Source organism: Aliiruegeria lutimaris (assembly GCF_900099935.1).
Classification (GTDB): Bacteria; Pseudomonadota; Alphaproteobacteria; order Rhodobacterales; family Rhodobacteraceae; genus Tropicimonas; species Tropicimonas lutimaris.
The window spans coordinates 164109-178431 of record NZ_FNEK01000001.1; the positions used below are offsets into that span (position 1 = coordinate 164109).

At 65.8% G+C, this 14323-nt stretch carries 10 protein-coding genes; all 10 read left to right on the forward strand.

Annotation, left to right across the window (positions count from 1 at the left end):
- The first annotated feature begins 77 nt into the window (after nucleotides 1-77).
- The 10 genes from BLR85_RS00845 to BLR85_RS00890 all read left to right on the forward strand — a co-directional run bounded on the left by BLR85_RS00845 (nucleotide 78) and on the right by BLR85_RS00890 (nucleotide 14268).
- Nucleotides 78-710 carry an ImuA family protein gene (locus tag BLR85_RS00845; protein WP_093147515.1) on the forward strand — a complete coding sequence of 211 codons (633 nt, stop codon included), beginning with the start codon at nucleotides 78-80 and terminating at the stop codon, nucleotides 708-710.
- A 102-nt stretch (nucleotides 711-812) separates the two neighbouring features.
- Nucleotides 813-2531 carry a methionine--tRNA ligase gene (gene metG / locus BLR85_RS00850; protein ID WP_093147518.1) on the forward strand — a complete coding sequence of 573 codons (1719 nt, stop codon included), beginning with the start codon at nucleotides 813-815 and terminating at the stop codon, nucleotides 2529-2531.
- Between the two features lie 288 nt (nucleotides 2532-2819).
- Nucleotides 2820-3476, forward strand: coding sequence for an ABC transporter ATP-binding protein (locus BLR85_RS00855; RefSeq protein WP_093147524.1), 657 nt, complete (start codon nucleotides 2820-2822; stop codon nucleotides 3474-3476).
- Nucleotides 3473-5875 (forward strand): FtsX-like permease family protein, encoded by a 2403-nt coding sequence (locus tag BLR85_RS00860; protein WP_093147527.1) that lies wholly within the window; start codon nucleotides 3473-3475, stop codon nucleotides 5873-5875. Before BLR85_RS00855 ends, BLR85_RS00860 begins: the two co-directional genes overlap by 4 nt.
- On the forward strand, nucleotides 5865-6929 hold the full coding sequence (locus tag BLR85_RS00865) for a lipocalin-like domain-containing protein (RefSeq protein WP_093147531.1): 1065 nt from the start codon (nucleotides 5865-5867) through the stop codon (nucleotides 6927-6929). Before BLR85_RS00860 ends, BLR85_RS00865 begins: the two co-directional genes overlap by 11 nt.
- 152 nt (nucleotides 6930-7081) lie before the next feature.
- Complete coding sequence (locus tag BLR85_RS00870) at nucleotides 7082-10036, forward strand: valine--tRNA ligase (protein ID WP_093147535.1); 2955 nt, start codon at nucleotides 7082-7084, stop codon at nucleotides 10034-10036.
- A gap of 109 nt (nucleotides 10037-10145) precedes the next feature.
- Nucleotides 10146-11729, forward strand: coding sequence for a DUF3300 domain-containing protein (locus tag BLR85_RS00875; RefSeq protein ID WP_170844415.1), 1584 nt, complete (start codon nucleotides 10146-10148; stop codon nucleotides 11727-11729).
- A gap of 4 nt (nucleotides 11730-11733) precedes the next feature.
- On the forward strand, nucleotides 11734-12636 hold the full coding sequence (locus tag BLR85_RS00880) for a DUF2950 family protein (RefSeq protein ID WP_093147544.1): 903 nt from the start codon (nucleotides 11734-11736) through the stop codon (nucleotides 12634-12636).
- Nucleotides 12637-12640: 4 nt separating this feature from the next.
- On the forward strand, nucleotides 12641-12970 hold the full coding sequence (locus tag BLR85_RS00885; RefSeq protein WP_093147546.1) for a DnaJ family domain-containing protein: 330 nt from the start codon (nucleotides 12641-12643) through the stop codon (nucleotides 12968-12970).
- Nucleotides 12971-13068: 98 nt separating this feature from the next.
- Nucleotides 13069-14268, forward strand: a complete 1200-nt coding sequence (locus BLR85_RS00890; protein ID WP_093147550.1) for an MFS transporter — start codon at nucleotides 13069-13071, stop codon at nucleotides 14266-14268.
- Nucleotides 14269-14323: the final 55 nt, after the last annotated feature.

Genomic DNA, 14323 nt, shown 5'->3' on the forward strand with positions numbered 1-14323 from the left:
CCTGCGCCCTGAAGCGCGCCTTCGGCCATTCCATCTCGACCATTGAGAACAAATAAAGAACACACTACATTGCCCGCATGTCCCGCCATGCTGCCCTGCTCTCCCGCGCGCGCCATTCCGGCCGCCCCGCCCTGCCCGTTCTGGGCGAGATGACCCTGACGCTTGCCCGCGCCCACGAGTTCTGCGGCCCCGCCCGGCGCACGCTCGCGCTGGAGGTCGCCGCGGCGCGGGAGGGGCCGGTACTCTGGATCGCGCCGGCCTGGCGGGCGGAATGGCTCAATGGCGACGGGCTGACGGGGCGGTTCGACCCCGGCCGTCTGCTGCTGCTCCGGCCGCAGCGGGCCGAGGACCTGCTGTGGTGTATGGAGGAGGCGTTGCGCAGCGGCGCGGTTCCGCTGGTGGTGGCCGACCTTCCCGGCCCGCCGGGGCTGACGCCGGTACGCCGGCTGCACCTGGCCGCCGAGGCCGGAGCCGAGGCCGCGGGCGGGCGCGCCGCCCCGCTCGGCCTTCTGCTGACCCCGGGCGATGGTGGCGCGGCTGGCGTGGAGAGCCGCTGGGCGCTGCTGCCCCGGCACGGCAAGGGGCAGAGCCGCTGGCTGCTGGAACGCCGCCGCAGCCGCAACGCGCCGCCCGCAAGCTGGGAGCTGGAGGAACGGCCCGGCGGCCGGGATGACCGGATGCGCCTGCGCCCGGCCCCTGCCACGAAATGAGCCCGCCCGCCCGACAATCCGCCGCCCGGCCAAGGCTGTGCTGGCACTCCGCGCCCGCATCGGCTAAAGCCTCGCGCAAGTCGAAACGGAGCCGCTAAGCATATGTCCCGCATTCTCATCACCTCGGCCATTCCCTATATCAACGGGATCAAGCACCTGGGCAATCTCGTCGGCAGCCAACTGCCCGCAGACCTTTATGCCCGCTACATGCGCGCCCGCGGCAACGAGGTGCTGTTTCTGTGCGCCACAGACGAGCATGGCACACCCGCCGAGCTTGCCGCGGCCAAGGCCAACATGCCGGTGGACGAATACTGCCAACAGATGCACCGCACCCAGGCCAAGCTGGCGGCCGGTTTCCGGCTCAGCTTCGACCATTTCGGTCGCTCCTCCAGCCCGCAGAACCACCGCCTTACACAGTATTTCGCCGGCCTGCTCGCCGAGAACGGCTTCATCGAGGAGGTGAGCGAAAAGCAGGTCTACTCCCATGCCGATGGCCGCTTCCTGCCGGACCGGTATATCGAGGGCACCTGCCCCAACTGCGGCTATGACAAGGCGCGCGGCGACCAGTGCGAGAACTGCACCAAGCAACTCGACCCGACCGACCTGATCGACCCGCGCTCCGCCATTTCCGGCTCGACCGATCTGGAAGTGCGCGAGACCAAGCACCTCTACCTGCGCCAATCCGCGCTGAAGGACGAGTTGGACGCCTGGATCGATAGCAAGACCGACTGGCCGGTGCTGACCACCTCGATCGCCAAGAAATGGCTGCATGACGGCGACGGGCTGCGCGACCGGGGCATAACCCGCGACCTCAACTGGGGCATCCCGGTGAAGAAGGGCGAGGAAGACTGGCCCGGCATGGAGGGCAAGGTCTTCTATGTCTGGTTCGACGCGCCGATCGAATATATCGCCTGCTCGGCCGAATGGGCCGAGGCGCAGGGACTGGAAGAGGCCGACTGGAAGCGCTGGTGGCGGACGGATGCGGGCGCCGAGGATGTGCGCTACGTGCAGTTCATGGGCAAGGATAACGTGCCCTTCCACACGCTCTCCTTCCCGGCCACGATCATGGGCTCGCGTGCGCCGTGGAAACTCGTCGACTACATCAAGTCGTTCAACTACCTCAACTACGATGGCGGCCAGTTCTCGACCTCGCAGGGCCGGGGCGTTTTCATGGATCAGGCGCTGGAGATCCTGCCGGCCGATTACTGGCGCTGGTGGCTGCTCTCCAACGCGCCGGAGACCTCCGACAGCGAATTCACCTGGGAGAAGTTCCAGACCGGCGTGAACAAGGACCTGGCCGATGTTCTGGGCAATTTCGTCTCCCGCGTGACCAAGTTCTGCCGCTCCAAGTTCGGCGAGGGGATACCCGCCGGCGGCGAGCTGACCGAGGAGGGCCGCAAACTCGTGGCCGATCTCGACGCGCGGCTGAAAGCCTATGCCGGGCATATGGAGGCCATCGACGTGCGCAAGGCGGCTGCCGAGCTGCGGGCGATCTGGGTCGCGGGCAACGAGTTCCTGCAAACCGCCGCTCCGTGGACCTCGTTCAAGACCGACCCGGAACGCGCCGCCGCCGATATCCGGCTGGCACTGAACCTGATCCGCGTCTACGCGGTGATCTCCGCGCCCTTCCTGCCGGATGCCTCGGCGACATTACTCGAAGCGCTCAGAACGGATGCAACCGACTGGCCAAAAGACATGGAAACCGCGCTGTCCACCCTGCCCGCGGGCCATGGCTTCGCCGTCCCGGACACCCTCTTCGCCAAGATCTCGGATGAGGATCGCGAAGCCTGGGCCGAGAAATTCTCGGGCGTTCGCACCTGAAGTCTGGCGGTTTTGCGCCGCCACTGACGTTCAAGGGGGGCTTTGCCCCCTGCGCTCTTGCGAGCGCTCCCCCCAGGATATTACTGGAAAGATGATAAAGGTGCTGCATGCATTCATCTTTCCAGCAAATATCCCCGCCGGAGGCACGATCCGCAGGATCGTTCAAGCGCGCGGAGCGCGCGCCCTCGAATGGCCGCTTTGCTTGCAATTCCTTCCGCTGCGCCCTCCGCTCTTTTACTCCCGTCGCCACCGGGCTAGGTCTTGCCTCGCGCAACCCGGCGAGGCCCCATGCTCATCGACGCCCGTGACCTGACCAAGACATTCACAACTGCCGACGGCAAACTGCCCGTGCTGAACGGTATTTCACTGCAACTCCAACCTGGAGAAACACTCGCACTGACAGGCGAGTCTGGCTCCGGCAAATCCACGCTGCTGCACCTTCTGGCCGCATTGGATACGCCGGACTCGGGAACGATCCGACATCAGGACGACGACATCACATCGGGAAATGATACAAGCCGTGCGGCGGTCCGACGCAACCGCATCGGGCTGGTTTTCCAGCAGTTCAACCTCATCCCGTCACTCGATATCGCCGCCAATCTCGCATTCCAGGCGCGGCTGGCCGGACGCTATGACGCTGACTGGTGCGCAGTCCTGAGCCAGCGCCTCGGCCTCTCCGAACTTCTGTCGCGTTACCCCGAGCAACTTTCCGGCGGACAACAGCAGCGCGTCGCCATCGGCCGTGCTCTGGCACCACGCCCGCCCGTCCTGCTGGCCGATGAACCGACCGGCAATCTCGACGAGGCCACCGCCGACAGCGTGCTGGAAATGATGCTGGAACTGGTGGACGAAACCGGCGCGGGGCTGCTGATGGTGACACATTCGACAAGGCTGGCCGGGCGCCTCTCCCGGCGTCTGCATCTGAGCCAGGGCCGGGTGGCATGAGGCGGGCCGCCCTTGCCGCGCTGGTCTCGCATTGGCGCCGCCAACCGCTGCAATTCTTCACCCTGATTGCCGGGCTGGCGCTGGCAACGGCGCTCTGGTCCGCGGTGCAGGCAATCAATGCCGAGGCGCGCCGCTCCTATGCCGCCGCCGAGGGTATGCTGGGTCTAGGAAGTTACGAGACCCTGGCCGATCCCGCCGGGCGCATGCCGCTGGAGACATTCGCCAGGCTGCGCCGGGCCGGCTGGCAGGTCTCGCCGGTGCTGGAGGGGCGTGCTCTGCTCGGCAACCAGCGGATCGAGCTGCTCGGGCTGGATTTCATCTCCGCGCCGCAAGCGAACCTGCCGGGAAACCCGCAATTGCGGGAGACGCTTTCCCCAAACGAGATATTCCTGCCGCCCGGCATCGCCTTTGTTGCCCCCGACACCCAGCGCGCATTACGCGACATTGCGGGCCTGCCGCACCTGATAGCGGATACGTCCCTTCCGCCGGGGCGTCTTGTCACCGATATCGCCGTCGCGGACCGCATCCTGGAGGCGGGCGGCGGGATCGACAGCTTGATCCTTCTGAAAGGCGCGCCGGATGGAACGCCCGGAGCGCTGGCGCCACAATTGCAACGTTTCGACCGGCAATCGCAGGGAGAAATCTCCCGCCTGACCGACAGTTTCCACCTCAACCTAACGGCTTTCGGCCTGCTCAGCTTCGCGGTCGGGCTCTTCATCGTCCATGGCACGATCGGGCTCGCCTTCGAACAGCGGCGTCCCGTCTTCCGCACCCTGCGCGCGGTTGGGCTGCCACTGCGCGAACTGCTGGGCCTTCTGATGGCCGAAATCATATTGCTGGCGCTTCTGGCCGGCGGTCTCGGGATCCTGCTCGGCTATCTGATCGCCGCAGCCTTGCTGCCCGATGTGGCCGCAACCCTGCGCGGCCTCTACGGGGCATCCATTCCCGGCAGCCTTGCCTTCGACCCGGGCTGGGCCGCCTCCGGGCTAGGTGTGGCCCTGATCGGGGCCTTGGTCGCCGCGACCCACGGGCTGAACTCCATCCGCAAGATGCCGCTTCTGGCCAGCGCACGCCCCCGCGCCTGGGCGGTCGCCTCGACGGCCTCGCTGCGCCGGCAGGCGCTGGCCGGGCTGGTGTTGCTCCTCGCCGGCATCGCCGCCCCCATCCTTGCCGACGGACTGCTTGCCGGGTTCGCGTTGATGGGCGGGCTGCTACTGGGTGCCGCGCTGCTCTTGCCGCTCGTGCTCGGCGCGGCGCTCTCCGCTGGCGCCGCCCTGGCACGCGGCCCGGTCGCGCAATGGTTCTGGGCCGACACCCGCCAGCAACTCCCCGGCCTGTCACTGGCCCTGATGTCGCTCCTGCTGGCGCTGGCAACCAATGTCGGGGTCTCGACCATGGTCTCCTCCTTCCGGCTGACCTTCACCGGCTGGCTCGATCAGCGGCTGGTCTCCCAGCTCTACGTTACCGCCCCGAGCGAGGCCGAAGGCGAACGCCTGCGCGCATGGCTCGCGCCACGGGCCGAGGCCATCCTGCCGATCTGGAAGGTGGACACCCCCCTCTATGGCACACCGGGCGAGATCTACGGCATCGTCGATCACCAGGTCTACCGTTCGCACTGGCCGCTCCTGGCGTCCAGCGACACCCCGTGGGAAGATTTCTATGCCGGCCGCGGCACGCTCATCAACGAACAGCTGGCCTATCGGGAGGATCTCTCGCCCGGCGATTCGGTCACGCTCGGCCCCGGTTGGACACTTCCGGTCAGCGCAATCTATTCCGATTACGGCAATCCCGCAGGACAGGCGATCGTGCATCTGCCGCTTCTGTTGACCCAGCACCCCGAGGTACCCCGCCTCCGCCATGGCATCCTGACAGAGGATCCCGAGGGCCTCGCCCGCGCCCTTCACGAGGAGTTCGGCCTGCCCCGCGCCAACCTGATTGACAATGGCAGCCTCAAGGCGATATCGCTCCAGATCTTTGAACGCACCTTCACGGTCACAGGCGCGCTCAACGTGCTGACGCTCTCGGTCGCCGGCTTCGCGATCCTCACCGCGCTGCTGACGCTGTCCAGCATGCGCCTGCCGCAACTCGCTCCGCCATGGGCGCTCGGGCTGACGCGGGCACAATTGGCGCGTCTGGAAACCCTGCGCTCGCTTGCGCTCGCCGCTCTGACCTTCGCGCTGGCGCTGCCAACCGGGCTGGTGCTGGCATGGTCCCTGCTCGCGGTGGTCAATGTCGAGGCCTTTGGCTGGCGGCTGCCCATGTTCCTCTTCCCGGCCCAGTGGCTCTGGCTGCTGGCGCTTTCGCTCATCGCCGCGCTTCTCGCCGCCTACCTGCCGGTGCGCCGCCTGGCTCGCACCGATCCGTCGCAATTCCTCAAGGTCTTTGCCGATGAACGCTGACCGCCTCGCCCTCCTCCTCTGGCTCGCCGCCAGCGCCGCCAGCGCACAGGGCTTTGCCGGCCTCGGCACGGAGGCCGAGGGCTTCGCCATCCCATCCCCGGAAGCCGCCCTCACCTTCCCCGCCGATCACGGGCCGCACCCGGATTTCCGCATCGAGTGGTGGTACCTGACCGCCAACCTCTCCGATGCGAACGGCACCGATTACGGCATCCAGTGGACGCTCTTCCGCTCCGCCCTCGCCCCGTTTGAGGCCGATGGCTGGGACTCGCCGCAGATCTGGCTCGGCAATGCCGGGCTGACGACGCCGGAAGCCCATTTCGCCGCCGAACGCCTCGCCCGTGGCGGCATTGGACAAGCCGGCGTGACCACGGCGCCCTTCGAGGCCTGGATCGACGACTGGCACATGACCAGCACTGCCCCCTCCGGCGACCCGCTCGACAGCCTCAGCCTCGCCGCCAATGGCGAGGGCTTCGCTTATGACCTGACCTTGCAGGCAACCCGCCCGCTCGTGCCTCAAGGCATCGATGGCTATTCGGTCAAATCCCCCGAAGGCCAGGCCAGCTATTACTACTCCCAACCGTTCTACGAGATCGAAGGCACGCTTTCCCTGCCTTCCGGCCCGGTCGAGGTCACCGGGCAAGGTTGGCTCGACCGCGAGTATTCCTCCCAACCGCTCTCGGAAACGCAGGACGGCTGGGACTGGATCTCGCTCCACCTCGACGGAGGCGAGAAGCTCATGGGCTTCCGCCTGCGGGACCGCGAAGGCGCGCCCTTCACCTCCGCCACATGGATCGCCGCCGACGGCACGCCCACGCCCTACCCGAACGGCGCGCTCACCATGACCCCGCTCGAAACGACCGATGTGAACGGCGCCCCCATCCCTACCCAATGGCAGATCGACCTGCCTGCGCAGTCTCTCTCCCTCCGCCTCGACGCGCTCAACCCGAATTCCTGGATGGACCTCACCTTTCCCTACTGGGAAGGCCCAGTTACCATTTCCGGCAGTCACACGGGCAAGGGCTACCTCGAAATGACCGGCTACACCGCTCCTTGATGTATCCGCTTGGGTGGGTCCGTGTCCTCACCGCGCGAAGCGCTGAAAGACAACGCGCCGAAGGCGCACAACTGAATAGCCGCTCCCACACCCTTCCCCTTCGCTTCCCGCTTCTGTAAACGATCCCCCGACCCGTTCGAGGACCGTGACACATGCCAATGGAAAAGACATTCGACGCCCAAGAGGCCGAATCCCACATCTACGCCGCCTGGGAACAGGCCGGCGCCTTCAAGGCCGGCGCCAATGCCAGCCGCGATGAAAGCTTCTGCATCATGATCCCGCCGCCCAACGTGACGGGCGTCCTCCACATGGGGCACGCCTTCAACAACACGCTGCAGGACATCCTGATCCGCTGGCACCGCATGCGCGGCTTCGACACGCTCTGGCAGCCCGGGCAGGACCATGCCGGTATCGCCACGCAAATGGTCGTCGAACGCCAGCTTGCCGCCGAAGGCCTGCCCTCGCGCCGCGAACTCGGCCGCGAGAAATTCCTCGAAAAAGTCTGGGACTGGAAAGGCAAGTCCGGCGGCACGATCATCGAACAGCTGAAGCGCCTCGGATCCTCCTGCGACTGGGACCGCAACGCCTTCACCATGGCCGGCGCCCCGAACGACCCGCGCACCGGCCACGAGAACAGCCCCGATTTCCACGAAGCCGTCATCAAGGTCTTCGTCGACATGTATGAAAAGAGCCTGATCTATCGCGGCAAGCGGCTGGTCAACTGGGACCCGCATTTCGAAACCGCTATTTCCGACCTCGAAGTCGAGCAGATCGAGGTCAACGGCAACATGTGGCGTCTGCGCTACCCGCTGGAAGGCGGCGAGAGCTACGAGCATGTTGAAAAGGACGAGGACGGCAACGAGATCTTCCGCGAGACGCGGAACTACCTCGTCGTCGCCACCACCCGGCCCGAGACGATGCTGGGCGATACCGGCGTCGCCGTTCACCCCGAGGATGAACGCTACAAGGGCCTGCTGGAACGCGGCGCCCGCGTGAAGCTGCCGCTCTGCGGCCGTTCGATCCCGGTTGTCGCCGATGAGTATGCCGACCCGACCAAGGGCACCGGCGCGGTGAAGATCACCCCTGCGCATGATTTCAACGATTGGCAGGTCGGCCAGCGGGCCGGGCTCGACGTGATCAACGTCATGTCCACCACTGCGACCATGTTCCTCAAGGGCAACGCCGAGTTCGAAGCCGGCTGCGACCCCGAAATGCTCGCCAAGACCATCGAGCGGCTCGACGGTCAGGACCGTTACGAGGCGCGCGACGCCATCGTCACCGAGGCGCAGGACAATGGCTGGCTCGACGGTATCGACCCGGACCGCCACATGGTCCCGCATGGCGACCGCTCCAAGGTCGTCATCGAGCCCTACCTGACGGACCAGTGGTTCGTCGACACCGACAAGATCGTCGGCCCTGCGCTCGACGCCGTCCGCAACGGCACGGTCAAGATCATGCCGGAGAGCGGCGAGAAGACCTATTACCACTGGCTGGAGAATATCGAGCCCTGGTGCATCTCGCGCCAGCTCTGGTGGGGGCATCAGGTCCCGGTCTGGTACGCGCCGGCGCTCATGGACCACGAAGGCGAGCCGGAGGCGGTCTGGCGCCCCTTCTGTGCCGCCAACCAGGAAGAGGCCTTCGCAAAAATGGCCGACTACTATGGCCATAGCGACTTCAAGATCGTCACCGAACGCGCAGAAGCCGAACAAATGCTGAAAGCCGCCGTGGGCCGCACCCGCACCGAGGGCCGCATCCGCTCGCCGCAAGAGCCTTCGGCCCTGCCGGTCTATCGCGACCCCGACGTGCTCGACACCTGGTTCTCTTCCGGTCTCTGGCCCATCGGCACGCTGGGCTGGCCGAACTGGACCGAGGAAACGCAGAAATACTTCCCGACCAATGTGCTCGTTACCGGTCAGGACATTCTCTTCTTCTGGGTTGCCCGGATGATGATGATGCAGCTTGCCGTCGTCGATCAGATCCCCTTCGACACCGTCTATCTCCACGGCCTCGTCCGCGACGCCAAGGGCAAGAAGATGTCGAAATCGACTGGCAACGTGGTCGACCCGCTGGAGATCATCGACGAATACGGCGCCGACGCGCTGCGCTTCACCAATGCCGCCATGGCCTCGCTCGGCGGCGTGTTGAAACTCGACATGCAACGCATCGCCGGCTACCGGAATTTTGGCACCAAGATCTGGAACGCCGCGCGTTTCGCCGAGATGAACGGCGTGTTCGAGCCGTCAGTCACACCCATCGACCCCGCTTCCAAGCCCTCCGCCACCGTCAACCGCTGGATCATCGGCGAGACGGCCAAGGTGCGCGAAGACGTGGACAAGGCGCTCAATGCCTATCTCTTCAACGACGCCGCCAACGCGCTTTACGCCTTCACCTGGGGCAAGGTCTGCGACTGGTACGTCGAGTTCGCCAAGCCGCTGCTGCAAGGCGACGACGAGGCGCTGAAGGCCGAGACCCGCGCCACCATGCGGTGGGTGCTGGAGCAGGCCTTTACCCTGCTGCACCCGATCATGCCCTTCATCACCGAAGAGCTTTGGCAGGTACTGGGCAACGAAGGCATGATCGTCCATGCCGACTGGCCGAGCTATACCGCCGCCGATCTGGTCGATCCGGAGGCCGATGCCGAGATGAACTGGGTCATCACGCTCATCGACGGCGTCCGCTCCGCCCGCGCGCAGGTCCGCGTGCCGGCCGGCCTGCAGGTGCCGATGGTCCATACCGGCCTCGAGGCCAATGCGCAGGCTGCCTGGGACAATAACGAGGCGCTGATCACGCGCATCGCCCGCATCGCCTCCCTGCAAGGTTTCGACGACATGCCCAAGGGCTGCATCACGGTGCCGGTTCCGGGCGCAACCTTCGGGCTGCCGGTGGCCGATATCATCGACGTTGGCGAGGAGAAGGCGCGGCTGGAGAAATCCATCGCCAAGCTCGACAAGGAAATCGGTGGCCTCAGCAAGCGGCTGAACAACCCCAAATTCGTCGCCTCCGCGCCCGAAGACGTTGTCGAGGAAGTGCGCGACAACCTCGCCGAGCGGACCTCGGAGCAGGACCGCCTGAAAGAGGCGCTGCAACGTCTGGCCGAGATCGGCTGACACGCGCAGTCGGAACGCCGCCTGACAGGGCGGCGTTTCCTCTCAAATGATTAGGTATCCGTTCCGGGCCGCGTTAGCCTCATGGCACCGACTCGCCGGAGGAGATGCCATGTTTCGTTCGACCGCCCTCGCTTCTGCCGCGCTACTGGCCCTGATGGCTCCGCCTGCGCAAACGCAGACCGCCGACACGCCCCCGCCCGATGCCACCGAAACCGCGGCGCAGCCCGCTGATGTCGCTTCGGTCGATATGGACGCGATGCAGACCGAAGACGGACTGCTGACGCCGGCACAATTGCAGACGCTCGTGGCCCCCATCGCCCTCTACCCGGATTCGCTGCTGGTGCAGCTACTGGTGGCATCGACCTATCCGCTCGAAGTGGTCAAGGCCGACCGGGTCGTGCAGCATAACGCCGAACTGGAACAGGACGCACTCCAGGCCGAGATCGAGGCGCAGGGTTTCGACCCGTCGGTCGAGGTGCTGGCCATGGCCTTTCCCACCGTTCTGGCCGGCATGGCCGAGCATATCGAATGGACCGAGATCACCGGCAACGCCATGCTCGCCCAGAGCGACGACGTGATGGACGCCGTGCAGGTCATGCGCAAGCAGGCGATCAATACCGGCGCGCTGGTCACTTCCGAGGAACAGACGGTCACGGTGGTCGAGGAGGAGCTGGACGCGACGCTCTCCACCCAGAACCCGGAAACCGTCATCATCCAGCCCACCAACCCGCAGCAGGTCTACGTGCCCACCTATGACCCGAACGCGGTCTATGGCGGCAATTACTATTCGCCCTATTACGCGGGCTCGGGCTTCCGCTGGCAGGATGCGGCAGTGGGCGCGGCGGTGGTCTATGGCACCGTGGCGCTGATCGACGCCATTTTCGACAATGACGACGACTGGAACGATTACTGGGGCTGCCGCTATTGCGGCGGCTGGAACGGACGGCCGATCATCCGCGACCCGAACATCAAGTTCGACGGCAACATCATCATCGGCAACGACATCAATATCGACCGCGACACGATCCGCAAGGGCATCGAGGCCGGCGATATCCAGATCGACCGGGACAAGATCAAGAATATCGACCGCGGCCAGTTCGACCCGGCCAAGCGCGACGAGATGCGGACGAACCTTGAGAACAAGGGCTGGAAGCCCGATGCCGGGCGCCAGCAGGAAGCACGCAACAAGATCTCCGAGAAACGCCAGGCCGGCGGCGCCACCACCCTGCCCGCCCAGGCGCGGCCCGATCGCGGCGACGAGTTGCGCCAGCAGGTCTCCAAGGGCTTGGGCACCGGCGACATCTCCCGTCCGGGCAATAACGACGCGCTGCGCGATGCGGCCATTGCCGCGGGTGCGGCCGGTGGTGCGCTGGCCGGGCGCGAGGCGCTCAAACGCTCGGGCGAGCGGCCCGATGTGAAGGTCAACCGCCCCGCCACCACGCAGAAGCCCGCCCAGCGCCCGCAGACCGGACAGGGGCAGGTCAAGCAGCAGGTCCAGCAGAAGAAGGAAACCCGGCCGGCGACCGCCAACACCGCGCGCCAGCAGATCCAGCAGAAAAGCGCCGGACAGAAGATCCAGCGCCCCACGAGCGGCACCTCCCGGCCCGCGATCCAGAAGCAATCCAGCGGCGCCCGCACCAAGGCAGCTTCGCAACGCGGCCACAGTGGCGCCAAACTGAAAGGGCGGAGGTAATTCCATGAAACGCATGTCTCATTATGCCGCCGTTGCGGCTTTCGCGGCCCTTCCCCTTGGCGCCCACGCACAGGAGGCAATGTTCTACCCCTCGCCGCAGGACGCACTCGAAGCGCTCGTTGCGGCGCTGGATGCCGGCACCGCCGATGCGGTCATCGCGGCGCTCGGACCGGACTCCGCCGCGCTCATCCGCGACGACCAGTCCCCCGAACGGGCCGAGAACTGGGCAACGATCGTCGCCGTCTACAAGCAAGGCTACCGTTTCGTGCCGGTGGAAGACGGCCGGGTGTCCATCGAACTCGGCTCCGATAGCTGGCCCTTCCCGTTCGAGCTCGCGCGGGGCGATGCGGGATGGGCCTTCGATATCGTCTCCGGCAAAGAGGAGATCGTCGCCCGTCTGATCGGGCTGAACGAGCTCGACGTGATCGATATCCTGCAGGCCTATGTCGAGATCCAGCGCGAATTCCGCGAGGTGGACCATGACGGCGACGGGGTGCTGGAATTCGCCTCCTACCTGATCTCTTCCGCCGAGGCGCGGGACGGGCTCCACTGGCCCGGCGACGACAGCCCCGTCGGCGCGGCGGCGGCGCGCGCAAACCTCGACGGTTTCTCCGAAAACGGTTCGGATATACCGGCGGAACCGTTTTTCGGCTATTACTTCCGGCTGCTGAACGCGCAGGGACCCGACGCGCCGGGCGGCGCGCTGGACTACGTGATCAACGGCAACCAGCTAGCCGGCCATGCCCTGCTGGCGGTCCCCGCAATCTACGGCGAAACAGGGACTTACAGTTTCCTCGTCGGAGAGAACGGCCTTGTCTACGAGGCCGATCTCGGAGAGGACACATTGGAATCGGCGTTGGAAATCACCACATATAACCCCGATGCCCGATGGAGGGCGATGGAGTAGAAAGATGCTTCGCTGGGACCGTTTTGCCGAACGCCGCATGCGCAAGGCCGAGTTGGACGGAACGCTGCGCGGGCTCGCCGGGGAGGGTGAACCGCTTCCCGAGCACCCCGAGCACGCCCATATAGACCCCGGAACCGCTATCGCCTACCGGATCATGGCCGAATCTGGCGCGCTGCCGCGCGAGGTTGCGCTGCACAAACGCATTGCCGAACTGCACGAGATCTATGCCGCGGAGACGAACCCCGAGCGCCGCCGGGAGATCATGGCAGAGCTCGCCGACGTCGAAATGCGCCACGCGATGGAGCAGGAGGCGCGCAAACGCTTCATTGGATAGGCAGCACCGGCCCGGACATCGCCAAATGGCCGGAAAATCTGGCGAGCCCGCGCATTAGCGGCTAAGGGGCACGGGCAACTCCTCCCGAGGCCCGCTCCATGCCCCAGCCGAACTCATCGCCCTTTTCACGCACCGACGCGGTCATCTTCATGGGTGGCATCACCGCGCTCACGGCGATGTCCGTCGACGTGGTCCTGCCCGCGACCGGCGTCGTCGCCCGCGCCTTCGGACTGGAAGAACGGCTTGGCGCGATGCTGGTCGGCGTCTATTTCCTCGCCTTTGCGGTGGGGCAGCTTTTCTGGGGGCTGTTCTCGGACGCATTCGGACGCAAGCTGGCGCTGAAACTGACGCTGACCGGCTTCACGCTGGCCAGCCTTGCCTGTGCGCTTGCCCCGAGTTTCCAGTTCCTGATCGTGGCGCGTTTCGCCCAAGGCTTGATGGGCGGTACCCCGGTCATTGCCCGCGCGATGGTGCGCGACGTTTCTTCCGGCAACGAAGCGGCACGCATGATGACCGTTCTGGGCGCGATCCTGACGGTGGCCACGATGATCGCGCCAGTCGTCGGCTCCGGCATGCTGGTGCTGTTTTCCTGGCGCGCGATCTTCGGCGTGCTCGCCCTGCTTGGGCTATGCTTCCTGGCCTACACATTTCTTGTGCTCGGGCAGAGCGACAGCAACCGCCGTCCCGAGCGTTTCAGCCTGCATTTCCTGCGCGGCGCGGTGCGGATCTTGTTCTCGACCCGCGACTTCCTGGCGCCGATGGCCTGCGGCAGCCTGACATTCGCCGGCTATGTCGCGCTCGGCGCGGTGGGCGCGATCACGGTCGAGGCCAATTTCGGCGTCGGCCCGGAGGCTTTCGGCCCGCTCTTCGCCATTGCCGCGCTGATCAATACCGTCGGCGCATTGCTCGCCGGGCAAATGCTCAAGCGCCACAGTCTCGAATTCGTCGGTATCATCGGCTTTTCCACCCTCGCCCTCGCAGGGCTCGTCAATCTGTTCATGGCCTTCTCGATGCCGGGCCTGCAGCTTTTCTGGGGCGCGATCTGCCTCTATGTTCTGGCCTTCGGCATGATCTACCCGACCGCCATCGCCGCCGCGATGGAACCCGCCGCCGACATGCCCGGCTTTGCCGCCTCGCTGATGGGCGCGATCCAGATGGTCGCGGGCGCGCTCGGCGTCTGGGTCGCCTCCACGCTCTTCGACGGATCGACCTCGGCCATCAACCTGAACATGGCGCTGTTCGGCATTGCCACGGCACTGCTCTACCTGCTGCACCGGATCTTCCCGCAAAAGCCCTGACTGGCCAGTGGGGAGCCGACATCGCCACTTCTTCTGACCCAAAATACCCTCGCCG

Coding starts and splice junctions, on each gene's coding strand:
- BLR85_RS00860 (WP_093147527.1), top strand. CDS start 3,473: ATGAGGCGGGCCGCCCTTGCCGCGCTGGTCTCGCATTGGCGCCGCCAA.
- BLR85_RS00845 (WP_093147515.1), top strand. CDS start 78: ATGTCCCGCCATGCTGCCCTGCTCTCCCGCGCGCGCCATTCCGGCCGC.
- BLR85_RS00885 (WP_093147546.1), top strand. CDS start 12,641: ATGCTTCGCTGGGACCGTTTTGCCGAACGCCGCATGCGCAAGGCCGAG.
- BLR85_RS00875 (WP_170844415.1), top strand. CDS start 10,146: ATGTTTCGTTCGACCGCCCTCGCTTCTGCCGCGCTACTGGCCCTGATG.
- BLR85_RS00855 (WP_093147524.1), top strand. CDS start 2,820: ATGCTCATCGACGCCCGTGACCTGACCAAGACATTCACAACTGCCGAC.
- BLR85_RS00890 (WP_093147550.1), top strand. CDS start 13,069: ATGCCCCAGCCGAACTCATCGCCCTTTTCACGCACCGACGCGGTCATC.
- BLR85_RS00870 (WP_093147535.1), top strand. CDS start 7,082: ATGCCAATGGAAAAGACATTCGACGCCCAAGAGGCCGAATCCCACATC.
- BLR85_RS00880 (WP_093147544.1), top strand. CDS start 11,734: ATGAAACGCATGTCTCATTATGCCGCCGTTGCGGCTTTCGCGGCCCTT.
- metG (WP_093147518.1), top strand. CDS start 813: ATGTCCCGCATTCTCATCACCTCGGCCATTCCCTATATCAACGGGATC.
- BLR85_RS00865 (WP_093147531.1), top strand. CDS start 5,865: ATGAACGCTGACCGCCTCGCCCTCCTCCTCTGGCTCGCCGCCAGCGCC.